Source organism: Kitasatospora sp. NPDC054795 (assembly GCF_053611565.1).
Genome location: NZ_JBSHAP010000043.1, coordinates 1 through 25,471, shown reverse-complemented (window position 1 = coordinate 25,471; position 25,471 = coordinate 1). Strand labels below are relative to the sequence as shown.

Sequence of the window (25,471 nt, the reverse complement as noted above, 5' to 3'; positions counted from 1 at the left end):
GTGGGTGGTTTGCGGTTCGCGGTGCTGGGGCCGCTGCGGGGGTGGCGGGACGGCGGCGAGCTCGTGCTCGGGTCGCCGCAGCAGCGGAGCCTGCTGCTCGCGCTGCTGCTGCGGGCCAACCACCCGGTGTCGACCGGTCAGCTCGTCGACGACCTGTGGGGCGAGGAGCCGCCCGCCAAGCCCTCCGCCGTGATCCGCACCTACGTCCACCGCCTGCGCCGCGTCCTGGGGCCCGACGCGCCGACCACGCTCAGCGGGGGCTACCTGCTCGCCCTGGACCCGGGCGCGCTGGACACCCACCGCGTCGAGGAACTCCTCGACGAGGCGAAGGAGCTGCGCGCCGACGGCGAGCACGCCCACGCCGCCGGCGTGCTCCGCTCGGCGCTGGCCCTGTGGCAGGGCGAGCCGATGACCGCGCTCCCCGGCCCCTACGCCGAACGGCAGCGCGGTGAGTGGGCCGAACGCCGGGTGACCGTCCTGGAGTCCTGCCTGGAGGCCGAGATCGAGGCCGGACCGTCCGGCGAGCTCGTCGCCGAACTGACCGCCGTCGTGGCCGAACACCCGCTCAGGGAACGGTTCTCCGAACTGCTGATGCTCGCCCTCTACGGCACGGGCCGGCAGGCCGAGGCCCTGGGCGTCTTCCGCACGGCGGACCGGCGGCTGCGCGAGCAGCTCGGCGTCAGCGCGGGGCCCGGACTGCGCGAGCTGCAGCGCCGGATCCTGGTGGCCGACACCGGCCTGGTGGCGCCCGCGCGGCCCCGGCCCGCCGCCGCGACCCGCCCGCCCCACCGGCCCGGCCCGCCGTACCGGGCGGCGGTCCGGCCCACCCAGGTCCCGGCCGACCTCGCCGACTTCACCGGCCGCGAGGCGCAGACCGAGGCCCTGCGGGCCGTTCTGCTCGCCCCCCGCACCGTGCCCGTGGCCACCGTCTCCGGCCTGGGCGGCGTGGGCAAGACGGCGCTGGCCGTCCACGTCGCGCACGAGCTGGCCGCCGACTTCCCCGACGGCCAGCTCTACCTCGACCTGCACGGCGCCGACGGCCGCCCGACCCGCCCCGAGGAGGCCGTGGGCACCTTCCTGCGCTCCCTCGGCGTACCGGCGGACGCGCTGGCCCCCGGGCTCGCCGAACGCTCCGCCCAGTTCCGCTCGCTGCTCTCCGACCGGCGCGTGCTGGTCGTCCTCGACAACGCCCGGGACGCCGAACAGATCCGGCCGCTGCTGCCCGGCCGGCCCGGCTGCGCCGTGCTCGTCACCAGCCGGGCCAGGCTCGGTTCGCTGCCCAACGCGCACGTCGTCGAGCTCTCCGCCTTCGCCCGGCAGGAGGCCCTCGGCCTGCTCGGCCGGGTGATCGGCGGGCAGCGGCTGCGGGCCGAGGAGCGGACGGCCGCGGAACTCGTCCGGCTCTGCGGGCATCTCCCGCTGGCCGTGCGCATCCTCGCCGCCCGCCTCGCCTGCCGGCCGGACTGGACCATGGCCCGGCTGCTCGACAAGCTGTCCGGGAACGGGCGGCGGCTGGACGTGCTGCGCGCCGGGGACCTCGCCGTCGAACCGGCGTTCCGCTTCGGCTACGACCAGCTGACGCCCGAACAGGCCCGGGCCTTCCGGCTGTTGGCGGTGCCGGAGGTGCCGGACCTGTCGCCGGGCGCGGTCGCGGCGGTGCTCGGCCTGCCCGAGGAGGAGGCCGAGGAACTGGCCGAGTCGCTGGTCGACTGCTCGATGCTGGAGACCGCGCCACCGGACCGCTACCGGTACCACGACCTGCTGCGCGCCTTCGCCCAGCAGCTCGCCCCGGCCCCGCCGGCCGGGGCGCAGGCGGGGGCCGGCTCGCAGGCGGAGGAGGAGGAGGACTTCCCGGCTGCCGTCCTCACCCGACTGGCGGCCCACCACCACGCCGGGACCGTCGCGGCCCTCGGCCCGTCCGCCGCCCGCGCCGCCCTGCCCGGTGCCGACTCCGGTACCGGTGGCGGTGGCGGTGGCGGTGGCGGAGCCGCCTCCCGCGCCGCGGCACCGCGCCACGGCCGTGTCGACTACCACGGCATCGGCGCACTGGTCGGCCAGTACGCCGGGCTCCCCGAGCCGCCCCGGCTCGACCTGGTCGCCGAACTGCTGCTCGGCTGCAGCCTGTTGTGCGACACCGGCCAGGCCACCCGGCCGCTCGGGCACGCGGCCAAGGTTCTGCTCCGGGCCGCCCTCCGGCAGGGCGACCGCACGGCCGAGGTCAGGGCCCGGCTGGTGCTCGGACGGCTGCTCACCGAGGTCGGCTCCGAACCCGCGGCCCTCGCCGAACTGCTCAGGGCCCGCGACCTGTGCACCGCCCACGACCTGCCGGGGCCGCTGCTCGCCCTGGCCCACGCCTCACTGGCCGCCCTGTTCGTCCAGGTCGGCCGGCCGGGCGACGCGGTCGCCGGCTTCACGGCGGCGGTCTCGGCCTGGGAGAAGCTCGGCGACCGGCGCTCGGTGGCGGCCGAACTGCTCAACCTGGCCCGCGCGTTCACCGAACTCGGCCGGTTCGACGCGGCCGTCCGCGTCGTCGACCAGTCTCTGCTGATCTGCCACCGGCTCGCCGACCACGACCTCCAGGCGCTCGCCCTCGACTCGATGGGGACGATCGCCCACGACCGCGGCGAGTTCGAACAGGCCCTGCACCACCACCGCAACGCCCTGTCCCTGCTGCGGCCGGACGACCGGCGCCGTACGGGCCGTACGCTGCTGCGGCTCACCGAGTCGCTGCGCGCCGTCGGCCGCGGCGAGGAGGCCGCGGCGGCGGCCGACCGGGCGGTCGAGGTGCTGACACTCGACGGCGACCGCCGCGGACGGGGGCTGGCCCTGGCGGCGCTCGGCGACGCACTCGCCGAGCGCGGCGGGGACGGCGACGGGGACGCGGCCCGGGCCCACCGGTCGGAGGCCTACGACATCCTGGCCTCCCTCGGCTCCCCCGAGGCCAACCGGCTGCGCGCCCTGATCGGCCCGGACGGGCCCGCCGTGCGGCCCCGCCGGCAGTGGCCGTCCTGGCTGCCGGAGTGACCCGCCCAGGGCCCGGCCGGCGGCCGGCGGCTCACCTCAACGTCCACACCTGGTTGTCCGCGCCCGAGCAGGGCGCCACTCGCACCCAGTGGCCCACGCCGTCGGACGTCAGACACAGGTTGGTGTCGGCGTTGACGATCCGGTGGCCGCCCGGAACCGGCGTGATGGCCCAGACCTGGTTCCAGTTGGACGGCGGGCTCGTCCAGATCTGCACCCGGCCGCTGTCCCTGTCCTGGTCCAGCCCCTTGGTGAAGTTGCTGGAGGCGTTGCGCAGGTAGTACCGCCCCTCGTCGACCTTGTCCAGCCGCCACACCTGCGCCAGCGTGCCGTTGGCATCGAAGGTGTCGACCTGGTTGCCGTCCCAGTCCTTGGAGTAGGAGTTGTCCAGCGTGCCGCCGTTGCTGCTGATCCGCGCCAGCTCGGGCAGCGGCGCCACCGGCTGCCGGGTGGGCTGCGTCGGCGTCGCGGACGGCGTGGGCGTGGCCGTTTCGCCGGGGTCCGGCCGGCCCGGGGCGGTGGGGGTCGGCGCGGGCGCGGCGGGGTTCTCCCCGGTGGTGGAGGCCGGGGCCGGGAGCGGGGCGGAGCCGCGGGTGGGCACGGCGGCGGCCGGGGCGAAGGGGCTCCGGGTGGTCGGCGCGGGGGCGGCCGGGGCGGGGGCGGGACTCTCGCCCGTGCCCGGCACGGCCGGCGGGGGCGGGAGCGGGAGCGCCGCCGGGGCGGACGGCTGTCCGGTGAGCGGGCTGCCGGCCTCCACGAACGCGGCGGCGTCCGGCCGGGCGGGGCCGTCCGTGGGCCCGGCGACGGCGGCGGTGTCCTGCGGCGCGCCGTCCCGGCCGGGCCGGACCACCGTCGCCCCGGCGGCCCCGGCCACGCAGAGCAGGATCAGCGCCGTCACCCCGGCCAGTGCCCGCAGGCGGCGCCCGACCCGGTGGGCGCCTCCGGTCCGCGGGGCACGTCCGGTTCGTGGGGCGCGCGCCGCGACCGGCCGGGGACCGGTCCTGCTCCCCGTCCAGGACGGGGACGGGGACGGCGCCGCCTCCACCGCGGCGAGAGCGCGGCGTGCGGCGGTGGCCATCGTCGCCGCGTCGGGCCAGCGCTCACCGGGTTCCTTGGCCATCGCCCGCTCGACGAGCGCCCGCACCGGCGCGGGCACCTCCCCGGGAAGCGGCGGCACCGGCTCCGTCAGGTGCTTGAGGATCACTTCGAGGGCGGTCTCCCCCTCGTACGGGAGCCGGCCGGCGAGACACTCGTAGAGGACCACGCCGAGCGCGTAGAGGTCGGCCGAGGCGGTGACCGTCCCGGTGGACGCCTGTTCCGGTGCCTGATAGGCGGCGGTGCCCAGCACCATCCCCGGGACGGTCGTCCGGGCGTCGCAGTCGGGCCGGGCGATGCCGAAGTCCGCGATCACCGTACGGTCGCCGCGGACCATCAGGTTGGCCGGTTTGATGTCCCGGTGGACCACCCCGGACCCGTGCGCGGCCTCCAGCGCCTCCAGCACCTGCAGGGCCAGCTCCAGGACCTCCGCCACCGGCAGGGCTCCGCGGCGCTCCAGGACGGCGCTCAGCGGCTGCCCTTCGATCAGCTCCATGACCAGATAGCCGACCGGGCGCCGCCCGTTCGCGGCGCCGGGCCCCGCGCCGGGCCCGCGGTCGTCGCCAAGCCCGTGGCCGGGCCCGCGGTCGTGGTCGTGGTCGTGGCCGGGCCCGCGATCGTGCCCGTAGTCGTACACGCCGACGATGCCCGGGTGCCGCAGCCGGGCCATGACCCGGGCCTCGGCGTGGAAGCGCTCGGCGAAGCCGGGCTCGTCCAGCAGGGCGGGCTTCACCACCTTGACCGCCACCCGGCGGCCGAGGACCTCGTCCTCGGCGAGCCACACATCGCCCATCGACCCGCCGCCCAGCCAGTCCACCAGTCGGTAGCGGTCGGCGAGCACGGTGCCGCGCATGCATCCCCCTGAATCGAGCCCGAGGACCGGAGCGGATCCGGGGACCGGCCCGGTTCCCGGGCGCGCCCTGGTCCGGGCGCACTCCGAGGATCATGACACCGGCAAGTCAACTACTGAATTCCCATCATATGAACCGCTCTCGGCTCGGGCCATCACCGGCCCCCGCCCCCGGCGGGCCGGCGGCGGGCCCGGTCTCCTCCGGCGGCGTGCGGGGCGCCCGATTCGTCGTTCGTCCACCGACGGTGCTGCCCCGGGGGCGTCTCCGCCCAGGTCGCAGGCAGCCGACCGTGCACGGACGGCCTCCGGTCCACGGCCCGGTGAACCGCCCCGCCCGGCACCGCGAACAGGCGGCGGATCCGGCGGGCCTCTACGGACTTCCGCGGGTTCTGCGAACTTCAGTGGGCGGTTCCGGTGCGAATGCTGACGCACCGCCGCATAGCGTTCCGGGGTTTGCCCCTCCCCCAGGGGAAGGCGGCACAGTGGCGGGCGTGCAGGAGAACGTGATCACCATCGGCGAACTCGCCGCCCGGACCAGGCTCAGCCTCAAGGCCCTGCGGCTCTACGACGAGCGGGGGCTGCTGCCGCCCGCCCTGGTCGACGCGCGCACCGGAGTGCGCCGCTACGGCCCGGCGCAGGTCGAGCGGGCCCGGCGGATCGCGCTGCTGCGCGCCGCCGGGCTGCCGCTGGCGCGGATCGCGGCCGTACTGGACGCGGCCGTGCCGGACCCCGACGCGGACGCCGACGGCAACGCGGGCGAGCGGGAGCTGCTGGCGTACTGGCGGGAGCGGGAGGCCGAGCACGCGGCCCGCCGGGAGGCGGTGGGCTACGCCCGGGAAGTTCTGAGCGGAAGGAGCACCACCGTGTTCGAGATCGTCGAGCGCGACATACCCGAGCAGCGGGTCCTGTTCGTGCGCCGGCACGTGGACGCCGCCGCGCTGCCCGGCTTCCTCGCCGAGGCCGGCGAGCTGCTGCTCGGCCGGCTGCGGGAGGTCGGCGCGTGCCTGTCCGGACCGCTGTTCGCGGTGTACCACGGCCTGGTGGGCGAGGACTGCGACGCCCTGGTCGAGGTCTGCGCCCCCACCCCGAACGACGTCGGGCCGCACGGCCCGTTCGCGGTGCGCATCGAACCCGCGCACCGCGAGGCGTACACCGCCCTGACCCGGCGGGGCTTCACCGCGATGGCCGCCGCCCACGACGCGGTGGGCGCCTGGGCCGCCGCCCGCGGGTACGGGCGGGGCGGGCCGAACCGGGAGGTGTACCACCCGAACCGGGCGACCGCCGGACCGCAGGAGCACGTCGTGGACGTCGCCGTGCCGCTGGCCGCGGGCCGGTAGCCCGCGACCCCCAGCCGGGGGTTGACGGCGAGCCGACGCGGGGCCCGCCGCGGCCCGCCGAGGATGACGCACCGGGGTCGCCCCCGTACGGACGGGCACCGCCCGGGTGTGGAATGGGCCACAGTTGCGGGGCTGTCGGGGGTCGCGGGTGAGAAGGGTCACGCCCGGAGCGCATTCGCGGCCCGCGGCGGCGCCCGCCCCCGGCAGAACTGGGCGGGCGCCGTTCCGGCACGGGCGAAGGGCCCGTCCGCTTCGGGACCTTGGTCGTGAATCCCCTCGACCTTCGGCCCGGTGGCGGCCCCGCGGGACCGGGGCAACCGTGGACGGTCGCCCGTTGTGACCGGGCGATGGCGCCGTCCGAGGTGGGCGGCGTCTTCCCCTGCCGTCTACCCGGCGCACGGTGCGCAGTGCGTGCCGTACGCTCCGGAGGACCCCAAGCACATGTCCCAGACCATCGACAACGCCCCGTATACCGCGTTCCACCGCAGGCTGGCCCTGGCCTGTTCGGGCGGACCCCTGCTCGACGGCTACATCCTGAGCATCGTCGGCGTCGCCCTGATCGGGATGCGCCCGGACCTCGGGCTCTCCACCGCCGAGGTCAGCCTGATCGGCGCCGCCGCACTGGTCGGCATGTTCGTCGGCGGCGCGCTCTTCGGCGTGCTGACCGACAAGATCGGCCGGGAGGTGATGTACACCGCCGACCTGCTCGTGATGGTCGCCTGCTCGGTGCTCTCCTTCTGGGTGGACGCGGTGTGGGCGATCGCCGTGCTGCGCTTCGTGCTCGGCATGGCCGTGGCCGCCGACTACCCCATCGCCACCTCGCTGCTCGCCGAGTGGCTGCCCGCCAAGAAGCGCGGCCGCCTGCTCGGGCAGCAGATCGTCGCCTGGTACGCCGGCTCGGTGCTCGCCTACGTGGTGGGCTACCTGTTCCTGGAGCTGGCCGGGCCGGGCAGCTGGCGGTGGATGCTGGCGAGCTCCACGGTGCTGTGCGTGGTGTTCCTGGTGATCCGGCGCGGCTCGCCGGAGTCCCCGCGCTGGCTCGCCGCCAACGGGCGGGTCGGTGACGCGGTGCGCGTGGTCGAGAAGCACCTCGGGGTCCGGGTCGACGGCCGCGAGCTGATGCCCGATCCGGCCGAACGCGGCCGCCCCGCCGGGCTGCGCCTGCTGATGACCCAGCCCTACCGGCGCCGCACCCTGTTCTGCGGCCTGTTCTTCATGTGCCAGGTCGGCCCGCTGTTCGCGATGCTCACCTTCGGCCCGCAGATCCTCTCCTCCTTCGGCATGCCGGGCGGCACCGTGATGGAGACCCTCGGCACCGGCCTGATCAGCCTGGTCTTCCTGCTCGGCTGCTACCCGGCGCTGCGCCTGATCGACACCCGCGGCCGGCGGCCCGTCATCATCTGGTCCTTCGCGCTGATGACCGTCCCGCTGGCGCTGCTGGGCGTGTGGCCCACCGCCCCGGCCGCCGTCGCGCTCACCGCGCTGTGCGCGTACGCCTTCCTGTGCGGCGGGCCGAACGTGCTCGACTGGACGTACCCCAACGAGCTGTTCCCCACCGAGATCCGCGCCACCGCCGTGGGCGTCGCCACCTCGGTCAGCCGGATCGGCGCGGCCGTCGGCACCTACCTGCTGCCGCTGTCGCTGACCGGGCTCGGCACCGGCCCGACCATGCTGATCGCCGCCGGGACCACCGCCGTCGGCCTGCTGGTCTGCGTCCTGTGGGCCGAGGAGACCCGCGGCACCGCGCTCGGCGCCTCCCCCGCGGCCGCCGCCGGCGCCTCCGGCTCCGCCCCGCGTTCGGCCCGGGCCGCCGTCCCGGCCCAGCGGGTCCCGCAGACGGCTCGCTGACGGCCCCGCTGCGCACGGCCCCCGCGCACCGCTTCGACGGCGCCGCCCGGTTCCCCCGGGCGGCGCCGTCGGGCGTTACGGGGCGCCGACTCCCTTTTCCCGCACCACCGACGGCGCCCGCCCGACTCGCACCGGCGGCACCGACCGCACCGACCGCACCGTCATGAGCCGCCGGCCCCCGCGCCCCGAAGGCGTTCCAGGGTGGCGTGGTAGGCCCGCCACAGGGGGCGCGGGCCGCACCAGTAGTGGGGCGGCAGGAGGTCGTCGCGCTCCACGTCGGCGGGCAACCGGCCGGTGACGGGTGTGACCACGCGTCCGCGGTGGTGGGCGAGGTAGGTCCAGAAGCCGACGGCGAGCGGTGCGGCGGCCACGCCCGCGGGGACCGGCCAGGTCTCGCCGGTCCGCGGGTGCCGCGGCACCACGGCGATGTCCGGGAGCGGGCCGGGGCGGGGCCGGGGCAGGGCCGGTCCGACGGAGAACCCTTGCAAGTCCCTGCGTGCGCAACTATTGTTTGCGAATGTAAATGCAGCTGCAAAAGTTGCACACCAGCCCTTGATTCGCCTCCGCGTCCTGGCGCCGACCCGACCCACCGGGAGTCCGACATGAGCACCTCTCTCTTCGCCCCGCTCACCCTGCGGTCGCTGACCGTCCCCAACCGCATCTGGATGCCGGCGATGTGCCAGTACAGCGCCGCCCCGAACGGGGACGCGGCCGGCGTGCCCACCGACTGGCACTTCACCCACCTCGCGGCCCGCGCCGCCGGCGGCACCGGGCTGATCATCACGGAGGCCACCGCGGTCAGCCCCGAAGGACGCATCAGCCCGTACGACCTCGGCATCTGGAACGACGAGCAGGTCACCGCCTTCCGCCGGATCACCGACTTCCTGAAGAGCCAGGGCACCGTCCCCGCCATCCAGCTCGCCCACGCCGGGCGCAAGGCCTCCACCGAGCGCACCTGGATCGACCGCGGACGCCCCGTCACCCCGGACGAGGAGCACGGCTGGACCCCGGTCGGCCCCAGCGCCGACGCCTTCTCCCCCGCCCACACCACCCCGGACGAGCTGACCGAGGAGCAGATCGGCGAGATCGTGCGGCAGTTCGCCGACGCCGCCCGGCGCGCGCTCGACGCCGGCTTCCAGGTCGCCGAGGTCCACGGCGCCCACGGCTACCTGATCCACCAGTTCCTCTCCCCCGCGTCCAACCACCGCACCGACGGCTACGGCGGCTCCTACGAGGGCCGCATCCGCTTCGCGCTGGAGGTCGTCGACGCCGTCCGCTCGGTGTGGCCCGAGGACCTGCCGGTCTTCTTCCGCGTCTCCGCGACCGACTGGCTCACCGAGAACCCGCAGGACGGCCGCGAGGGCTGGACCTCGCAGGACACCGTCCGCCTCGCCAAGGAGCTCCGGGCCCACGGCGTCGACCTGCTCGACGTCTCCACCGGCGGCCTCGTCCCCGACGCCCGGATCGAGGCCGGGCCCGGCTTCCAGGTGCCCTTCGCCGAGGCCGTGCGCCGCGAGACCGACCTGCCGGTGGCGGCCGTCGGCCTGATCACCGACCCCGCGCAGGCCCAGGCCGTCCTCACCGAGGGCCGCGCCGACGCCGTCCTGCTCGGCCGCGAACTGCTGCGCGACCCCTACTGGGCCCGCCACGCCGCCGCCGCCCTCGGCGGCGAGGTCGCCACCCCCGCCCCGTACCACCGCGCCTGACGCCCGCATGCGGGTGGGGCGGGGAGCCGATCCGGCCGACTCCCCGCCCCGCGCGTGCACCGGGGGCTGCTCAGGCCCCCTGTCGCCCCGAGTCGTCGGCGCCTTCGTCATCCACGGCCGTGGCGTCGCTCAAGTCCTCCACCCGCACCGGCCGTTGGCCGTCGAACACGACCGCGAGGCCGTAGGGGTCGCAGATCGGCAGCCGACCCTCTGCGAAACGCAGGTGCCACTCGTCGAGGTAGAAGTCGAGCTGCGGGCAGTCCAGTGGGAAGTCCGCGACGGGCAGGCCGCGGTAGGGCCGCGACTGCGCTTCGGTGAGGCCGAAGAAGGCCGGGTCGGCCTCCACCTGCTCGCACACGAAGCGGATCCCCGTCCCGATGTAGTGGTCGACCCTGCCGAGCACCTCGCCGACCAGGGGAAGATCGACCCGGTCGAGGTCGTCGGTGCCTTCGAGCAGGATGGTGGCCTCGACGGGGGCACCGTACAGCGCGCTCCTCGGCGCCCGGGCCACGCTCCAGACCCTCAGCCCATCGGGCCCCTGATCGGGGAACAGCTGCCCGATGCCGCTGCGGAAGACGGTCGAGGACATGGCTGCTCCATCTCGCGAAACCCGGGAACGGACGGACAACGTTACCCCGGCGCAGCGCGGGCCCGTCCGGTCGGGTGCGTGGTCCACAGGAAATCTTTCGGCTCCAGTAGCGCACGATGATGCCATTTCAGGGGGTCCTGGCCGCAAATCTTCCTGTGGAGGTGGGGCTGCGTGGCGACTTGAGTTGGAGTGCGTTCCAAGTTCTACGGTTTCCTCCGAGGTCGCCGCCGCCGTGGTCGGCGCCGGGAAACGGGAGAGGAGCAGCGCAGATGAGCATGTCCGCGAGTGAGGCCGAGGTCCGCCGGGAGCGCTTCGCGCACGGGGCCGAGGTGCTCGACCGGATCGACGGCGAGGCCGGGCGGCGGGTGGTGGAGTCGCTGGGCGAGGTGAGCCCCGAGCTCGGGCACCAGGTGGTCGCCTGGGGGTTCGGGGAGATCTACAGCCGTCCCGGACTGGCGCCGCGCGAGCGGCAGTTGGTCACCCTGGGCATGCTCACCGCGCTCGGCGGGTGCGAGCCGCAGCTGGAGGTCCACGTCAACGCCTCGCTGAACGTCGGGCTGACGCCGCAGGAGATCGTCGAGGCGCTGCTGCACTCCGCCGTCTACTGCGGGTTCCCGAAGGCGCTGAACGCGACCTTCGTCGCCAAGAAGGTGTTCGGCGAGCGCGGCCTCCTGCCGGTCGTGACGGACGGGCAGGAGGACCGGTCGGTCGGCTGAGCGGCAGTCGGGCCCGTCGGCGGGTCAGGCCGCGGCCGGTGGTGCTTCCTCGGGCAGCAGGTGCCGGCCGAGGTGCGCCGTGAGGAACGCGGCAATCGTCTCCGCATCGGTGGACTCCGCCGGCAGGTCACCCGGGCGGGGCTGCAGCCGGGGCGTCAGTCCCCCGGCCGCCGCAGCAGCCACCGGTGGATCAGGGCCGCCGTGCCGGCCCCGACGGCCAGGACCGCCGTGTCGGCCCCTTCGAGCACGGCCGGGTCCTGCCCGTGGTGCTGGTACACCCCGGACAGCAGGGCCCTGGCGGCCAGGGCCGCCACCGCCCCGCCGCCGGTGGCCAGGAGGGCCTCGACCTGGCCGGTGCGCCGGGACACCGGCTCAGAACCCGGTCAGGGTCGTCTTCCCGATCGCCGCACCGGACTCCTGGAGGCGGTGGGCCGCCCGGAGGTTGGCGGCGTTGACGGGGCCGAGGTCGCGGGTGGCGGTGGTGGTCAGGACGCCCGCGTCCACCAGGCGCGCGACCCGGTCGAGGATCCGGTGCTGCACCGCCTGGTCGGCAGTGGCGTGCAGGGAGCGGGTGAACATGAACTCCCAGTGGAAGGAGATGCTCTTGCCCTTGAGGACGCCGATGTCCAGGGAGTCGAAGTCGTCGATGGCGACGATGCCGCCGAAGGGGTTCAGGGCCTCGGCGTAGGCGGCGAGGTTGCGGTCGGTGGCGACGGTGCTGAAGACGTGGTCGAGGCCGCCGGGGGCGGCCTTCGCCAGTTGCGGGCCGAGCGGGCGCGTGTGGTCGATCACGTGGTCGGCGCCCATGCGGCGGGCGAAGTCGGCCGACTCCGGGCGGGACGCGGTGCCGATCACGGTCAGGCCGGTGAGGGCGCGGGCGAGCTGGGTGACGAGGGAGCCGACGCCGCCCGCGGCGGCGGTCACCAGCAGGGTGCCGCCCTGCTCCGGGCCGCCGGTGCCCAGGCCGAGGCGTTCGAAGAGGCCCTCCCAGGCGGTCAGCGCGGTCAGCGGCAGCGCGGCGGCCCCGGCGTGGGAGAGGGTGGCCGGCTTGTGGCCGACCAGGCGCTCGTCCACCGCGTGGTAGCGGGAGTTGGTGCCGGGCCGCTCCAGGGCGCCGGCGTAGTACACCTCGTCGCCGACCTCGAACAGTTCCGTCTGCGGGCCGACCGCGACCACGGTGCCGGACGCGTCCCAGCCCAGCACCCGCGGCTCGCCGCCCGGGTCGGCGTTCTGCCGGACCTTGTGGTCCACCGGGTTGACGGCCACCGCCTCCACCCGCACGAGCAGGTCGCGCGGGCCCGGCCGGGGCACCGGCAGCTCGACGTCGAGCAGGCTCTGCGGGTCGTCGACCGGCAGGCTCCTGCGGTAGGCGACGGCGGGCATCGTCGCGGGGATCGCGGTCGCCCCGGGGGTCGTGGTCGTCTCGGGCATCAGGGGTCTCCTCGTCGGAAGGGATGGGCGGCGCACCGCCGTCCGGGCACGTCGGCGACGGTATGCGAGGGGTGGTGGTTACCCGCAAGGACCATTGGTACCCATCGGGTACCGAAGCAGTACCCGATGGGTACCATCGGCGGGTGACGACGACCCGTACGACGAGGACCCACGCCCCCGACTGCACCGACCCCAGGTCCGTCTACGCCGCGGCCTGCCCCTGTCGCGACATGCTCGACCTGCTGGCCAACAAGTGGAGCGCCCTCGCGCTGGGTGCCCTGGAGGACGGCCCGCAACGCTTCGGCGCGCTGCGCACCCGCCTGCAGGGCGTCAGCCCCAAGGTGCTCACCCAGACGCTGCGCCGGCTGGAGGAGCACGGTCTGGTCGACCGCGAGATCCACGCCGAGGTCCCCCCGCGGGTCGAGTACAGCCTCACCGCGCTGGGCGCGGACGCCTGCGTCCCGCTGGCGCATCTGCGCACCTGGGTGGAGCACAACATCGACCGCTTCCCCGGCCCCGCCTGAGCCCGGCCCGCCCGAAAGGCCCCGGGGCGAAACGCGCGTGCGCCCGCGTCGGGGCGTCTGCCATCCTCGGGCGCATGCCAGCCCGCAACCGCCGACTGCCGCGCGATCTGTCGTGGCCGCTCACCCCGACCGACATCCGCGCCGTCCTCGGCGCGCAGGAGGCGGAGGCCGCCCACCTGGAGTTCGGCAACCGCCCGTGGGAGGACGGGACCGCGCTGCACGTCGAGTGGGTGCCGGGCCTGTCCGCCGACCACGGCGGCGGCATCCGCCCCCGATGGTGGTCCCCGGTGCGGATCGGGGTCGCCCCGCTCCCGGCCTCCGAACGGGCCGCGGCCCGGCACGTCCTGCGGCAGAGCGCGCTTCCCGAACTCGCGGCCTGGATCGACGCCGCCCGCCGGGCACCGCAGACCTGGACCCTGTCCCGGCACAGTCGCTCCTGGCGGCCCGAAGGCAGCGGCACCGCCCACCGCGACGACCTCCGGCCCTATTCCTGAACCGGGCTCGGCGAGGGACGGGAACCGCCCTTCGCCCGGTCGGGCCGCACCCGCGGCTGCCGTCCCGGATCACGGCCGGTGCCGAGGCCCTGGCTACGGTGGCGGGATGAACGGATCGACGACGACGGGCAGCGGTACCACCGGCTCGGCCCATCCCGACGCACTGCTGCCTCTCCTGGCCGCCGACGAGGAGGTCGTCGCGTTCTTCGCCCGGGTCGCGGACCTCGACGCGACGAACCCGGCCGAACACGAGCTGGAGGACGGCGTCCGTCTGGCCTCCGGGGCCCGGCTGGAGCAGTTCGCGCGGGCGGGCACAGGAGACGCGTTCTGCTTCGTCGGCGAGGGCGGCGAGGAACGCCCGGTGGTGTACGTGAGCCTCGACGGCGAGGCCGGCCCGCTCGCCCTCGGACTGCGGGAGCTGGTGGAACTGTGCCTCGTGGCACCGTGGTGGCGGGACGCCCCCGGTCGGACGGCCGAAGAACTCCGGACCGTCGCCGATGAGTACCGGGAGGACCTGCCCGACCTCGACCGGCGACGCGACCGCGCGGCCCGGGCGCTTGGTCTTGAACCCGCCGCGCTGCCCACCGAGGCGGCGGCACTCGCCCGGCTCACCGAGCTGTCCCGGGGGCCGGTCGCGACGACCTGCCTCGTCGTCGGACACGAGGGTGATCCGCTCGACCCCATCTTCGGTACCGACCGATCCTGACTCCGTCCGGCCCCGGAGGCGGGTGACGAGGCGGCACGAGGACGGCGGCGGTGGCGGCGCCGGCCAGGCCGAACGTGCCCGTCGGCGAATTCCTCATGACCGGATCACGACGCCCGTACGGGCCGCCCGATGACATGCCGTGGACAGGACAGGTCGCCCGAGCGAGGATGGCCCTGCCCCGTCGTCGTCCGTGTCCGTACGGCCGTTCGGGCGGCGGGGCCGAGCGCGCCCGGGGGCGCGGCGAAGGGCGGCAGTACCGGTGCGCCACCGCGGCGTCCGGTCCACCGGAGGGGCGGGGAGTGGAGTTCAGGATCCTGGGGGCGCTGGAGGTTCGGGCCCCGGACTCCACCGTGCTCGCCGTCGGCGGGCGCCGCCAACAGGCGTTGCTGGCCGCACTGGTGGCCCATGCCGGGCGGACGGTGTCGGTGTCCCGGCTGGTCGACGCGGTCTGGGACGAGGAGCCGCCGGCCACGGCCGACCGCCAGGTCAGGAACATGGTCGGCCTGTTGCGCCGGGCGCTCGCCCCCGCCCCGGGGCAGGTCCCGCCGATCCGCACCGACGGACCCGGCTACCTCCTGGACGGGCCCGAAGTCCGGGTGGACGCGCTGGAGTTCGTGGCCCTGGTGGAGTCCGCCGCCGCGGCGGGCGCCGATCAGGCCGCCCGGCTGCGCGGCGCGCTGGCGCTGTGGCGCGGCCCGGCACTGGACGGACTGCCGGGCCGGGCGCTGGCCGCGGTCGCGGCCGGTCTGGAGGAACGGCGGATGTCCGCCCTGGAGCGGCTCTACGAACTGGAGCTGGCAGCCGGGCGGCCCGACCGGATCGTCTCCGAACTCACCGCCCTGGTCGCCGAGTTCCCGATCCGCGACGGCCTGGTGCGACACCTGCTGACGGCCCTGTCCCGCTCCGGCCGGCACGCCGAGGGCCTGGAGGCCTACCGCCGCTACGCCGGGCACCTCGCGCAGGAGCTGGGCCTGGACCCGTCCCCCGAACTGCGCTCGCTCCAGCGCGAACTGCTGGGCGCGGCAGGACCGCTCGCACCCCACCGGCCCGTTCCGGCGCCCCCGCCCTCGGCGCCGCCCCGCCTCCGCCCCGCCCAACTCCCCTGGGAGTTGCCGTCCTTCGTCGGCCGCGACACCCCTCTGCGCGCCATGGAACGCCACCTGGCCGGGGCCGGCGGGCCCGACAGCCCCGAGCACCCCAGCAGCCGCGACGGCAGCGGCGACGGCGGCCCGGCCCCGACGGCCATCACCGTGATCACCGGCATCGCCGGCGGCGGCAAGTCGGCCCTGGCCGTGCGCTGGTCGCAGCGCGCCCGGGACCGGTTCCCCGACGGCCAGCTCTTCGCCGACCTGCGCGGCTGGTCGCCGGCCGGCCCGCAGGAGCCGCACGCCGTCCTCGCCGCCTTCCTGCGGGCCCTCGGCGTACCGGCCGAGGAGGTCCCGGGCCGGCTCGACGAGGCGGCCGCGCTCTACCGCTCCGTCCTGGCCGACCGCCGGGTCCTGATCGTCCTGGACAACGCCCTCGACGCCGAGCAGGTCCGCCCGCTGCTGCCCGGCACCGGGGGCTGCGCGGTCGTCGTGACCAGCCGCGACCGGCTCACCGGGCTCGTCGTGCGCGAGGGCGCCCACCGGATAGAGCTGGCGGACTTCAGCCCGGCCGAGGGGCGGGCGCTGGTGCACCGGGTGCTCGGGGCCGAACGCGTCGAGGACCGGGAGCACGCCGTCACCCGGCTGCTCGACGCCTGCGGCCACCTCCCGCTGGCCGTCGGCCTCGCCGTCGCCCGGTTGCGCGACCGCCCGCACCACGACCTCGCCGACTTCGCCGCCGAACTCGCCGCCGCGGGCACCCGCCTGGACGTCCTCGAAGCGGACGCCGACGACCCGTCCGCCCGCCTGCGCACGGTGTTCGCGCTGTCCTACCGCGCGCTCGACGCACCCGCCGCACGCCTGCTGCGGCTGCTCGCGGCCAGCCCCGCCGTCGACCTCTCGGCACCGGTCGCCGAGGCGGTCGGCGGGCTGGACGGCGTGCAGAGCGCACGGATCCTGCGCCGGCTGGCCAACGTCCACCTCCTCGCCGAGCACTCCGCCGGCCGCTACCGCTTCCACGACCTGGTCCGGCTGTTCGCCGCCGAGCGGGCCGCGCTGCAGGAGAGCGAGCACTCCCGCGGCCTCGCCCGGCGCCGCTGGTACGCCTGGTGCCTGCGGCACGCCTGGGCCGCCGCCCGGCTGCTGCTCCCCGGACGGCCCCGGGTGGCGCTGCCGCCACCGCCCGGGGACCTGCCCACCACGGCCTTCGCCGGAGCGGACTTCACCGGGGCTGCCTTCACCGGGGCGGACGAGGCCATGCGGTGGTGCGAGGGGCAGCGCGCCAACCTGCTCGCCACCCCCGGCCACGCCTACGAGCACGGGGACGACGAAACCGCCTGGAAACTCCCCTCGCTGCTGTGGATCCACCTCCACCGCAGCGGCCGGCACGCCGAACGGCTGGCCCTCGGCCGCACCGCGGTGGCCGCGGCCCGGCGCCTCGCGGACCCGCTCGCCGAGGGCCGCGCCCTCAACGACCAGGGACACGCCTGGAGCACCGTGGGCGACCTCGACCGGGCCCGCCGGCACTACGAGCAGGCCCTCGACCTGGTCCGCACCGCCGCCGCCCCGGCCGCCGAGGGTCAGGTGCTGGCCAACCTCGGCGCGCTCCACTTCTTCTCCCGCGACTACGCCGGAGCGGCCCGCCACTACGAGGGCGCCCTGCTGCTGCTCCCCGCCGACGGGCCGGACGCCGACCGGTGGACGATCCGCCTGTGCGAGACCAGCCTGGCCTCGGTCCACGCCTTCCTCGGCCGGTACGAGGCCGCGCAGGCCCTGGCCGAACGGCTGCTCGCACCCGGGATGGGCCTGCACGACACCGTCCTGGGGTGCTCGCTGCACAACGTCCTGGGCCTCGCCCGCTACGCCGCCGGACGGCCCGACGAGGCGCTGCGCCACTTCGCGCGGTCCCTGTCCGTCGGCCGGAACATCGCCGGGTTCACCGACCAGCGGGCCAACTCCCTGGCCGGACTGGCCGCCGCCCAGCAGGCACTGGGCCGCCCGGCCGCCGCCCGGCGCTCCTGGGCCGCCGCCCTCGACCTGTACCGGGAGCTCCCCGAGCACTACCGCGGCCCGGTCGCCCTCCTGACCTCCCTCGGCTTCACCCCGCCCGAGCTCCCCTGACCCGCCGCCGGCCGGCCGCGAAGGGTCATCCGGCTGCGCGCGGGTCGGGCCGTTCCGGGTCGGCGGCCGGGCCGGGCAGGGCGAGGGTCGCCCGCAGGCCGCCGGCCGGGTCGGGGGCGAGGTGGAGTTCGCCGTGGTGGGCCTCGGCGACGGCGGCGACGATCGCCAGGCCCAGGCCGTGGCCGCGGCGGGCCGGGTCGGTCTCGGCGGTGCGCCCGCGTCCGCGCAGGAACGGTTCGGTGAAGGTGGCCACGGCCTCCTCCGTCAGCCGCGGGCCGGTGTTGGTGACGGTCAGGTGCACCCGGCCGGGCCGTTCGGGGTCGGCTCCGGTGGCGACGGTGACCCGCCCGCCGGCGCCGGGCGGCAGGTTGTGCCGCAGCGCGTTGTGCAGCAGGTTGACGGCCGCCTGGCGCAGCAGGACGGGGTTGCCGGTGGTCGGGGCGGGGCGCAGGTCGGCGGCGAGGGTGACGCCGAAGGCCTCGGCCTCGTCGCGGACGGCGGCCAGCGCCTCTCCGGTGGCGGCGGCGAGGTCGGTGGGGGCGAGGTCGGGCGGGGCGTGGCCGAGGTCGGCGAGCTGGAGCAGGGCCTCGCTGATCTCGATGCCGCGCTGGTTGGTGTCCTGGAGGCGGGTGACGAGGCGGCCCCAGTCCTGGCCGGCCGGGTCGGCGGCGGCGACCTGGAGCATGGTGCGGGTGATCGCCAGCGGGGTGCGCAGTTCGTGGGAGGCGTTGGCGGCGAAGCGCTGCTGGGCCTCGAAGGAGCGCTGGAGGCGCGCGAGCATCTCGTCGAAGGCGTCGGAGAGGTCGGTGAACTCGTCGCGCGGCCCGGTGAGGGCGATGCGGTGTTCCAGGGCCCCGCTCGCGGCGCGGTGGGCGGCGCGGGTGATGTCCTGCAGCGGGCGCAGCACCCGGCCGGCGATCAGCCAGCCGCCGATCAGGCCGACGGCGGTCAGCAGGGCCAGGGCGTAGCCGCTGGCCCTGAGCAGCGAGTCCAGGATCTCCTGGCGGGAGGGGGCGTCGGAGCGGTAGCGCGGGTTGGAGGAGGTGAGGGGGTAGTTGGGGACGTAGCGCATGCCGACGTAGACCACGGCGAGGGAGAGGAGGCCGGCGGTGACGGCGAAGAGGGTGTAGCTGAGGGTCAGGCGCATCCGGGCGGTCAGGCGGCGCGGGCGGTTTCCGGTGCGGCGTCCGCCCGTGCGGGGCCCGGGGTCGGAGGGGTCGGGGCCGGGGTCGGGGTTCACCGCGGGGTGCCTTCCTGGCCGGGGTCGGTGGAGGGGTCGGTGAGGCGGTAGCCCACGCCCGGCACGGTCTGGATCACCCACGGGTCGCCGAGGCGTTTGCGCAGACCGGAGATGGTGATGCGGACGGCGTTGGTGAAGGGGTCGGCGTTCTCGTCCCAGGCGCGTTCCAGCAGGTCCTCGGCGCTGATGACGCCGCCGTGCGCCGCCATCAGAACCTCCAGGACGGCGAACTGCTTGCGGGACAGGCCCACGTAGCGGCCGTCCCGGTAGACCTCCCGGCGGAAGGGGTCCAGGCGCAGCCCGGCGTACTCCAGGACGGGCGGGGCGGCCTGGGCCGGGCGGCGGGCCAGCGAGCGCAGCCGTACGACGAGTTCGGCGAGGTCGAAGGGCTTGGTGAGGTAGTCGTCGGCGCCGAGTTCGAAGCCGGCGACCTTCTCGTTCAGGCGGGCGGCGGCGGTGAGCATCAGGACCCGGCAGCCGAGGCCGCCGCGGACGATGCTGCGGCAGACGTCGTCGCCGTGGGTGCCGGGGATGTCGCGGTCGAGGACGACGACGTCGTAGCTGTGGACGGCCAGGCGCTCCAGCGCCGCGTCGCCGTCGGTGACGATGTCGCAGGCGATCGCCTCCAGCCGCAGGCCCGCCTGGACCGCCTCCGCGAGGTAGATCTCGTCCTCCACCACCAGGACCCGCACGTGCTGTTCTCCCTGCTCTTCGCTGTTCGTACCCATTGGACCCGATGGGACCTATCGAAAACGTATCGGCCTGCGCAGACGTCCTCGCAACACCGGTTCTCCTCCAATGGTCCGGCAACGGACGAGCAACACCGGGAGGCAGGAATGGACACGACGGACACCCCGACGGAGACGGGGACCGGCACGGGCACGGCGGCGCGCGGCGGACGGCGGCGGCTGGCCGCGGGCGCCGCCGCGACGGCGGTGCTGACCCTGGCCGGGGCGTGCGCCGCCGCCGACCCGCCGGGCACCGAGGCCGTCCTGCGCACCCTGGCGGCCACCGTCACCGCCCAGCCCGTCACCGCCTCGCCCGCCACGACGCAGGCGTCGGCGGAGGCGGAGGGGGAGATACCCGACGGCCGGACGCTGACCCCCTCCGACACCGGCTCCCCCGCCGTGGGCAACCTGGACGGGCCGCTGCGCGAGGCCCTGCAGCGGGCGGCCGTCGACGCCCGGGCCCAGGGCATCGAGATGACCGTCACCTCCGGCTGGCGCAGCAAGGCCTACCAGCAGCGGCTGCTGGACCGGGGGGTGGTCAAGTACGGGAGCCTGGAGCAGGCCCGGAAGTTCGTCAACACCCCGGAGAAGTCCGCGCACGTCTCCGGCAAGGCGGTGGACGTCGGCCCGACCAGCGCCGACTACTGGCTGATCCAGAACGGCGCCCGGTACGGGCTGTGCCAGGTGTACGCCAACGAGATCTGGCACTTCGAACTGCTCACCCCGCCGGGCGGGACCTGCCCGGCTCCGCTGCCGGACGCCGCAGGGTGAGGGGGCGCGCCGTGACGTCTTCCGTACCGTCCGTACCGTCCGTGCCGTCCGAGACGCCCGCCCGGCCCGGCCCGCCGCGCCGGCGGCGACGGGCCGCGCCGACGTGGCCGGCCGCGCCGAAGTGGCTGACCGCACTGAAGCGGCTCTTCGCGTCGAGGGGGCCGGGCGCACCGGGGCGGGGAGCCGCACCCGCGTGGCGCGCCGTCCCCCGGTGGCGGCGCGGACGCGTGCCCGCCGCGCTCGGGCTGCTCACCGCGCTCGCCCTGGGCGGCCACCGGCTGGTGCCGGAGCTCGGCGTGGGCCTGGGCAGCCTGTGGGAGAGCGCCCTGCCGTGGAGCGGCCTGGTGGCGGTGGCGGCGCTGCTGTGCGCGGCGCTGCGCCGGGCACCGGCGGCGGCCTGCGCGGGCGGGGTGCTGGTGACGGTGTGGGCGGTGGTGTTCGGGCCGCTGCTGCTGTCCGGCGGGGCCCCGGCGGGCGGGGCCGGCGGGCCGGGCCTGACGGTGGTCACCCACAACGTGAACGCCGCCAACCGGGACCCGGCCGGCACCGCCCGGGCGCTGCTCGCCGCCGACCCGGACCTCGTCGCGCTGGAGGAGGTCACCGACGCGGCCCTGCCCGCCTACCGGAGTGTGCTGGACCGGGCACTGCCCCACCACGCCCGCACCGGCACCGTCGCCCTGTGGAGCCGCTACCCGGTGACGGAGTCCCGGCGGCTGATCATCGACCCCGGCTGGAACCGCTCCCTGCGGGCCGAAGTCAGCTCCCCGGGCGGTCCGTTGGCGGTGTACGTCGCCCACCTGGCCTCGGTGCGCACGACCTTCTCCGGCTTCGCCACCGCCCACCGCGACCGCGACATCGCCGCCCTCGCCGGGGCCCTGGACGCCGAACCGCTGCGCCGGGTCGTACTGCTGGGCGACCTCAACACCGCCGCCGACGACCGCGCCCTGGCCCCGCTGGCCCGCCGTCTCACCCCGGCCCGCAGCGGCTTCGGCTTCAGCTGGCCGGCCGCGTTCCCCCTGGTCCGCATCGACCACGTGCTCACCCGCGGCCTCGCCGCCACCGGCACCTGGACCCTCCCCGCCACCCCCAGCGACCACCGCCCGGTGGCGGCGAGGCTGCGGGGGTGACGGCAGGGGCCCGGCGGCCGGGCCGGGACCGTGCTCCCGGCCCGGTCGGGCGGCCAGGCGCAGCCGGGCGGCCGCGAGTGCGGCGTGACCGGCCGGGGTCGGGTGGACGCCGTCCGCGGACCAGTGCTCCGGTCGGGTCGTCGCGCCGAGTTCGGCGAACCTGCCGTCGGCGGCGAGCAGTTGGGCGCCGTACCGGCGGGCGGGCCTGCGCACGGCCTGGATCTTCGGGTCCAGGTCGGCGCGCCACTGCTCGCGTTCCTTCTCGCCGATGAGCACCGCGTCGCGGGCCTCGACGACGCCGTGGATCGGCACGAGGAACGGCTCGATGAGGACCAGCTGGGTGCCCGCCTCGGCGAGGGGCGCGAGCAGGCGGTCGTAGGTCGCCTGATCGTCATGTGCGCTCCTCGGAAGAGGTGGGACAGGTCCTCTTCCAAGGTGCCGGGCCGCACCGTCGGTACACTGGCGGCCGTCGGCATTCCACCGTCATCCGGCTTTCACCGTCCCGGATGTGACGTTGTGTCAGTTCGCGGGGACGGCGTCCTTCGGCAGGGTGTGCCAGTTGGTGACGACCGGCTTGTCGACCGGGGTGGTGCCGACGGGGACGCTCGCCGGGTTCGGGTCGGGGGTGCCGATACCGATGATGACGTCGGTGTACTGGACGGCCTGGTTGCCCTTGGTGGTCTTGGCCATGATGCCCGCGTAGGCGGTCCTGGCGCCGCTCAGGGTGATCGACTCCCCGGTGCCGTGCTCGAAGGGCGCGGCCTCGATGCCGCCGGAGCCGAACGCGATGACGGGGTGGGTGCCGGGGAGCGTGCAGGTGATGCCCTGCTTGGCCTTGGCGCTGATCAGGATGTAGCCGCCGGCCTGGCTCTCGGTCTTCGCGGTGAAGTCCAGGTCGTTGGCGCCGCAGGCCTGGCCGTACCCGCTCTTGTCGGCGGAGGGGGCGGAGGGAGCCGCGGAGGACTTGGGCGGGGCGGTCTTGGTCGGCGCGGCGCCGGCCGGGGCGGCCGTGGCGGCGGTGGGTGCCGCGGCGCCGGCCGCGGGGCCGGTGGCGGGGCCGGTGGCGGCGGGAGCGGCGCTCGTGTCGCTGTTGTCCGGTCCGCAGGCCGTGGCGGTGGCGGCGATCGCCGCGACGGCGGCGGCGGTGAGGACGAGGCGGCGCTTGCGCATGGGTTCTCCTGCTGTCGTTTTTCGGCGGTGCGTTCTCCGATGCGTGATCACCGTACGCGGGGGTCGTTCACGGGCCGGTGCGGGAAATATCCCGGTCCTGTCCCAGAAGGGCGCGCGGGAGGACGGCCGGGCCGGCTCCCCGGGGGAACCGGCCCGGTCGCTGAGGCAGAGTCAGGACAGCAGGTCCGCCTGGAGGGTGACGACCTGCCGGAACGGCGCGGTGGGCACGCCGGCGGGGTTGGTCATGGTGACGACGGCGAGGACGTCGGCGGCGGAGAGGTAGGCGACGCGGGCGGTGGGGGCGCCCTTGGAACCGGCCGCGGTGGACTCCACGGTGGTCAGGCTCATGCCGTCGAGGGTGTCCCAGTCGTCGTGGGGGGTGCTCCTGGTGTCGGCGGCGGCCTTGGGGCGGCCCTTGGAGCGCAGGTCGGCGAAGGCCTCCCAGGACTCCCGCACGGAGCCGAAGCGCAGCAGCCGGATCTGGGTGCGGGTGCCGTCGGAGGCCGTCCACTCCCGGACGGTGGCCGCGCGGCAGGCGTCCTCCAGCAGCAGGACGCGCACCTTGACCGGGTCCTGCTGGTCCTCGGCGAGCGCGTCGCAGGGCACCCACTGGCCGAACCCGGAGCCGGCGGCGGGCGCGCCGGCGGAGGCCGAGGGCGCCGGGGAGGCGGTCGGCGACCCCGAGGCGGTGGGCGACCCCGAGGGGGCGGCACCGGCACCGGGGGCCGGGAAGACGGGCGGGGTCAGCGAACCGCCGGCCTCCTTGGGCGCGGGCAGCAGCAGGTGGCGCAGGTCCGCGTGGTGCAGGGACTTGCCCTTGTCGTCCGGGGCGTTCCTGCCGGCGGGCAGCGGCGGCAGGGTCAGCGGCGCGAAGGTGTAGCGGCCGTCGCTCGCGGTGGCCAGGCCCGGCAGGTCGGTGCGCTCGGGCGCGGTGACGGCCAGGGCGGTGCCGGTGCCGGCGAGGACGAACACCAGGGCGGCGCCGCCCCAGCGCACCGCGGCCTTGCGGCGCAGGGCCCGGCGGGCCTCCCGCTCCGCGAGGACGGCCGGGTCCTCGGGGACGGCGACGGGCGCGGCGAGCGCCGCCAGGAGCGGATCGGGCGCGTTCTGCGGTGCGTTCGCGGGTGCGGGCGCGTTCTGCGGCGCGGGCGCGGGGACGTTCCCGGGCACGGGCGGCGGGGTGGCGTGGCCGGTCATACGGACGCTCCCGGGCGGGCGAGGCGGTCGAGCTGGGCGGTGAAGAGGGCGACGATCCTGTCCTTGGGCAGCGGTGCCACGCCCTCGGCGCTCATGATCACCAGGAGGTCGCCCTCGGCGGCCGAGCACTCCAGGTAGTCGATCGGCGCGGACGGCGGCGCCGGCATCAGATAGCAGTGCGCCTCGGGGTGGCCGGGGATCGCCGGGCCGATCCGGAACAGGCCGGTGTCGCCGGTGAAGACCGCGGTGTACTCGTTGATCCGCTGCACTTCCTGCTGGTTGAACTGGCGCAGCTTCAGGCCGATCACCAGGTCGTCCCCGTCGGCGCGGTAGGTGCGCACGCCGGTGGCCTTGACGTGCATGCTCTCCCAGTAGGAGCGCATCTTGTCGCGCTTCTCCTTGGGGAGCTGCTGGAGGTCGGCGTCCAGCTCGGCGGCCAGCTGCTCGCCGCCCAGCTCGGTGTCGTTGCCGTAGCCGCCGTCGTCCGGGCCGGGCCGGTAGCCGGCCGGGACGGGCAGCAGCAGGTCGCGCAGCGAGCCGAAGTGGCTGCCGTTGGACTTGGCGCCGTACGGCGTGGCGGTCGCGGTGGGCGTGGGACCGGTGGACGGGGCGGCGACGGTGACCGGCGCGGGGTCGTCGTACCGGGTCTTGATGATGCCGACGCCGATGACCACGCCGACCAGCGCGGCCGCGGCGGTCGCGGCGCCCGCGCGCAGCAGGCGGCGGGAGGCGGGGCTCGGACCCGCGGGTGCGGCGGACGCCGCGTCGACGGACCCGGGCGGCGGAACGGACCCGCCGGGCGGAACGGACCCGATGGGCGGGCCGGTCAGGGCGGACGGGGCGCCGGGCGCCGGCTCGGGCGCGCCCGGGGCGGCGGTCACGGTGTCGTCGTTCATACCAGCCGCTCCCACTGCCGCTTGGCGAGGTCCTTGAGGGTGTCGGGGTTCACCGGCTGGGGGCCGAAGACCTCGACCTTCATCTCCAGCGGGCCGCGCTTGGCGACGGCCTCGCCGAGGTAGTACTGCTCGTTGCTGTCGGCCCAGTGGTGCGGCGCGGCGTCCACCTTGTAGCCGCCGGGAGCGCCGTCGGCGAACGCCGGCCAGGTGACGGAGCGCACCTGGTCCGCGTGGTCCGCGGTGTACTGGGTCAGCGTGATGCGGTAGCGGACGTCGTCCTTCTTCCAGGCCACCTCGGCCGCGCGGCGGAAGCCGTTGGAGGCGAGGTCCTTGAAGGTGGCGACCTCGTCGCCGTTCTCCTCGGCGAGTTCGCCGATCGAGACCCAGCTCGGCTTGTCCGCGAAGTCCGCCCAGGGGGCGCTGCCCTCGGGGGCGGTGATCAGCAGCTTGGTCAGGTCGCCGTCGATGGCCAGCGGCTTGGGCTGTTCGGCGGCGAGGGCGGCCGGGTCGACCGTGCCGGCCGGGTAGGACGGGTGGGCGACCTGGAGCGGCGGCAGCGGCGTGGGCGGGCGCTGGGCCTGCACGGCGTAGCCGATGCCGCCGCCGGCCAGGGTGCCCAGCACCAGGGCGCAGGCGCCCAGCAGCACGGGGCGGGGGCGGCGTGGGGCGCGCGGGGCGGGGGCGGGCTCGGCCGCGAACGGCCCGGCGGGGACGGCGGGTTCGCCGTGCTCCGGCGCGACGGGCGGGGCGGCGGGCGGCGGCGGAACAGCGTCCGCGGGCACGGTGGGCGCGGCGGGCGCCGGCTCCGCAGGTTCGGTG

22 protein-coding genes are annotated in these 25,471 nt (G+C 76.0%); 11 read left to right on the top strand and 11 right to left on the bottom strand.

Annotated elements, in window-relative coordinates; genetic code table 11:
• On the top strand, positions 1–3,024 hold the full coding sequence (locus ACWGJO_RS17565; RefSeq protein WP_452184718.1) for an AfsR/SARP family transcriptional regulator: 3,024 nt from the start codon (positions 1–3) through the stop codon (positions 3,022–3,024).
• Positions 3,025–3,055: 31 nt separating this feature from the next.
• Here the strand turns inward: ACWGJO_RS17565 and ACWGJO_RS17560 are convergent, their stop codons facing one another.
• Positions 3,056–4,969: a protein kinase domain-containing protein gene (locus ACWGJO_RS17560; RefSeq protein WP_452184716.1), complete on the bottom strand. Its 1,914-nt coding sequence runs from the start codon at positions 4,967–4,969 to the stop codon at positions 3,056–3,058.
• A gap of 488 nt (positions 4,970–5,457) precedes the next feature.
• On the opposite strand from ACWGJO_RS17560, the gene ACWGJO_RS17555 reads away from it, so the two are divergent.
• Both ACWGJO_RS17555 and ACWGJO_RS17550 read left to right on the top strand, forming a co-directional pair.
• Positions 5,458–6,303 carry a MerR family transcriptional regulator gene (locus ACWGJO_RS17555; protein WP_452184714.1) on the top strand — a complete coding sequence of 282 codons (846 nt, stop codon included), beginning with the start codon at positions 5,458–5,460 and terminating at the stop codon, positions 6,301–6,303.
• 441 nt (positions 6,304–6,744) lie between these two features.
• Positions 6,745–8,151 (top strand): MFS transporter, encoded by a 1,407-nt coding sequence (locus ACWGJO_RS17550; protein ID WP_452184712.1) that lies wholly within the window; start codon positions 6,745–6,747, stop codon positions 8,149–8,151.
• A 161-nt stretch (positions 8,152–8,312) separates the two neighbouring features.
• Here ACWGJO_RS17550 and ACWGJO_RS17545 read toward each other — a convergent pair whose 3' ends face one another.
• Complete coding sequence (locus ACWGJO_RS17545) at positions 8,313–8,639, bottom strand: hypothetical protein (protein WP_452184710.1); 327 nt, start codon at positions 8,637–8,639, stop codon at positions 8,313–8,315.
• A 114-nt stretch (positions 8,640–8,753) separates the two neighbouring features.
• Between ACWGJO_RS17545 and ACWGJO_RS17540 the strand changes: the two genes are divergently transcribed.
• Positions 8,754–9,857, top strand: a complete 1,104-nt coding sequence (locus ACWGJO_RS17540) for an NADH:flavin oxidoreductase/NADH oxidase (protein ID WP_452184709.1) — start codon at positions 8,754–8,756, stop codon at positions 9,855–9,857.
• A gap of 70 nt (positions 9,858–9,927) precedes the next feature.
• Here ACWGJO_RS17540 and ACWGJO_RS17535 read toward each other — a convergent pair whose 3' ends face one another.
• Positions 9,928–10,446: a hypothetical protein gene (locus ACWGJO_RS17535; protein WP_452184707.1), complete on the bottom strand. Its 519-nt coding sequence runs from the start codon at positions 10,444–10,446 to the stop codon at positions 9,928–9,930.
• Between the two features lie 275 nt (positions 10,447–10,721).
• Here ACWGJO_RS17535 and ACWGJO_RS17530 point away from each other — a divergent pair, with 275 nt between their 5' ends.
• Positions 10,722–11,162 (top strand): carboxymuconolactone decarboxylase family protein, encoded by a 441-nt coding sequence (locus ACWGJO_RS17530; RefSeq protein WP_380636383.1) that lies wholly within the window; start codon positions 10,722–10,724, stop codon positions 11,160–11,162.
• 155 nt (positions 11,163–11,317) lie between these two features.
• Here ACWGJO_RS17530 and ACWGJO_RS17525 read toward each other — a convergent pair whose 3' ends face one another.
• The gene (locus ACWGJO_RS17525) at positions 11,318–11,530 is read right to left on the bottom strand and encodes a hypothetical protein (RefSeq protein ID WP_452184705.1); all 213 of its coding nucleotides are present in this window, start codon (positions 11,528–11,530) and stop codon (positions 11,318–11,320) included.
• Positions 11,531–11,534: 4 nt separating this feature from the next.
• On the bottom strand, positions 11,535–12,593 hold the full coding sequence (locus ACWGJO_RS17520) for a zinc-binding alcohol dehydrogenase family protein (protein ID WP_452184703.1): 1,059 nt from the start codon (positions 12,591–12,593) through the stop codon (positions 11,535–11,537).
• 143 nt (positions 12,594–12,736) lie between these two features.
• On the opposite strand from ACWGJO_RS17520, the gene ACWGJO_RS17515 reads away from it, so the two are divergent.
• The 4 genes from ACWGJO_RS17515 (at position 12,737) to ACWGJO_RS17500 (ending at position 17,523) form a co-directional block, all read left to right on the top strand.
• Complete coding sequence (locus ACWGJO_RS17515) at positions 12,737–13,117, top strand: winged helix-turn-helix transcriptional regulator (protein WP_387692475.1); 381 nt, start codon at positions 12,737–12,739, stop codon at positions 13,115–13,117.
• A gap of 74 nt (positions 13,118–13,191) precedes the next feature.
• On the top strand, positions 13,192–13,611 hold the full coding sequence (locus ACWGJO_RS17510) for a hypothetical protein (RefSeq protein ID WP_452184701.1): 420 nt from the start codon (positions 13,192–13,194) through the stop codon (positions 13,609–13,611).
• 106 nt (positions 13,612–13,717) lie between these two features.
• Complete coding sequence (locus ACWGJO_RS17505) at positions 13,718–14,317, top strand: hypothetical protein (protein ID WP_452184699.1); 600 nt, start codon at positions 13,718–13,720, stop codon at positions 14,315–14,317.
• 299 nt (positions 14,318–14,616) lie between these two features.
• Positions 14,617–17,523 (top strand): AfsR/SARP family transcriptional regulator, encoded by a 2,907-nt coding sequence (locus ACWGJO_RS17500; protein ID WP_452184698.1) that lies wholly within the window; start codon positions 14,617–14,619, stop codon positions 17,521–17,523.
• Positions 17,524–17,548: 25 nt separating this feature from the next.
• Here ACWGJO_RS17500 and ACWGJO_RS17495 read toward each other — a convergent pair whose 3' ends face one another.
• Both ACWGJO_RS17495 and ACWGJO_RS17490 read right to left on the bottom strand, forming a co-directional pair.
• Entirely contained in the window at positions 17,549–18,763 is a 1,215-nt protein-coding gene (locus ACWGJO_RS17495) for a sensor histidine kinase (protein WP_452184696.1), read from the bottom strand.
• The gene (locus ACWGJO_RS17490; RefSeq protein WP_452184782.1) at positions 18,760–19,455 is read right to left on the bottom strand and encodes a response regulator transcription factor; all 696 of its coding nucleotides are present in this window, start codon (positions 19,453–19,455) and stop codon (positions 18,760–18,762) included. Before ACWGJO_RS17490 ends, ACWGJO_RS17495 begins: the two co-directional genes overlap by 4 nt.
• A gap of 144 nt (positions 19,456–19,599) precedes the next feature.
• Here ACWGJO_RS17490 and ACWGJO_RS17485 point away from each other — a divergent pair, with 144 nt between their 5' ends.
• Both ACWGJO_RS17485 and ACWGJO_RS17480 read left to right on the top strand, forming a co-directional pair.
• Positions 19,600–20,262: a M15 family metallopeptidase gene (locus tag ACWGJO_RS17485; protein ID WP_452184694.1), complete on the top strand. Its 663-nt coding sequence runs from the start codon at positions 19,600–19,602 to the stop codon at positions 20,260–20,262.
• 227 nt (positions 20,263–20,489) lie between these two features.
• Positions 20,490–21,389, top strand: a complete 900-nt coding sequence (locus tag ACWGJO_RS17480; RefSeq protein ID WP_452184692.1) for an endonuclease/exonuclease/phosphatase family protein — start codon at positions 20,490–20,492, stop codon at positions 21,387–21,389.
• 519 nt (positions 21,390–21,908) lie between these two features.
• On the opposite strand, the gene ACWGJO_RS17475 is transcribed toward ACWGJO_RS17480, so the two are convergent.
• From ACWGJO_RS17475 to ACWGJO_RS17460, 4 genes are all read right to left on the bottom strand, one after another.
• A complete protein-coding gene (locus tag ACWGJO_RS17475) occupies positions 21,909–22,559 on the bottom strand; it encodes a hypothetical protein (RefSeq protein WP_452184690.1) in 651 nt (216 codons plus the stop codon).
• A gap of 171 nt (positions 22,560–22,730) precedes the next feature.
• Entirely contained in the window at positions 22,731–23,756 is a 1,026-nt protein-coding gene (locus ACWGJO_RS17470) for a hypothetical protein (protein WP_452184689.1), read from the bottom strand.
• Entirely contained in the window at positions 23,753–24,652 is a 900-nt protein-coding gene (locus ACWGJO_RS17465; RefSeq protein ID WP_452184688.1) for a hypothetical protein, read from the bottom strand. The genes ACWGJO_RS17470 and ACWGJO_RS17465 overlap by 4 nt, the downstream gene beginning before the upstream one ends.
• Positions 24,649–25,471, bottom strand: an 823-nt coding sequence (locus ACWGJO_RS17460) for a hypothetical protein (protein ID WP_452184686.1), incomplete at its 5' end; no start/stop codon positions are given. The genes ACWGJO_RS17465 and ACWGJO_RS17460, both read right to left, overlap by 4 nt.

What these genes read in the sequence shown, in the direction of transcription:
- ACWGJO_RS17485 (WP_452184694.1), top strand. Translation starts at nt 19,600, where the DNA reads ATGGACACGACGGACACCCCGACGGAGACGGGGACCGGCACGGGCACG.
- ACWGJO_RS17510 (WP_452184701.1), top strand. Translation starts at nt 13,192, where the DNA reads ATGCCAGCCCGCAACCGCCGACTGCCGCGCGATCTGTCGTGGCCGCTC.
- ACWGJO_RS17540 (WP_452184709.1), top strand. Translation starts at nt 8,754, where the DNA reads ATGAGCACCTCTCTCTTCGCCCCGCTCACCCTGCGGTCGCTGACCGTC.
- ACWGJO_RS17550 (WP_452184712.1), top strand. Translation starts at nt 6,745, where the DNA reads ATGTCCCAGACCATCGACAACGCCCCGTATACCGCGTTCCACCGCAGG.
- ACWGJO_RS17530 (WP_380636383.1), top strand. Translation starts at nt 10,722, where the DNA reads ATGTCCGCGAGTGAGGCCGAGGTCCGCCGGGAGCGCTTCGCGCACGGG.
- ACWGJO_RS17465 (WP_452184688.1), bottom strand. Translation starts at nt 24,652, where the DNA reads ATGAACGACGACACCGTGACCGCCGCCCCGGGCGCGCCCGAGCCGGCG.
- ACWGJO_RS17470 (WP_452184689.1), bottom strand. Translation starts at nt 23,756, where the DNA reads ATGACCGGCCACGCCACCCCGCCGCCCGTGCCCGGGAACGTCCCCGCG.
- ACWGJO_RS17475 (WP_452184690.1), bottom strand. Translation starts at nt 22,559, where the DNA reads ATGCGCAAGCGCCGCCTCGTCCTCACCGCCGCCGCCGTCGCGGCGATC.
- ACWGJO_RS17520 (WP_452184703.1), bottom strand. Translation starts at nt 12,593, where the DNA reads ATGCCCGAGACGACCACGACCCCCGGGGCGACCGCGATCCCCGCGACG.
- ACWGJO_RS17560 (WP_452184716.1), bottom strand. Translation starts at nt 4,969, where the DNA reads ATGCGCGGCACCGTGCTCGCCGACCGCTACCGACTGGTGGACTGGCTG.
- ACWGJO_RS17505 (WP_452184699.1), top strand. Translation starts at nt 13,718, where the DNA reads ATGAACGGATCGACGACGACGGGCAGCGGTACCACCGGCTCGGCCCAT.
- ACWGJO_RS17535 (WP_452184707.1), bottom strand. Translation starts at nt 10,446, where the DNA reads ATGTCCTCGACCGTCTTCCGCAGCGGCATCGGGCAGCTGTTCCCCGAT.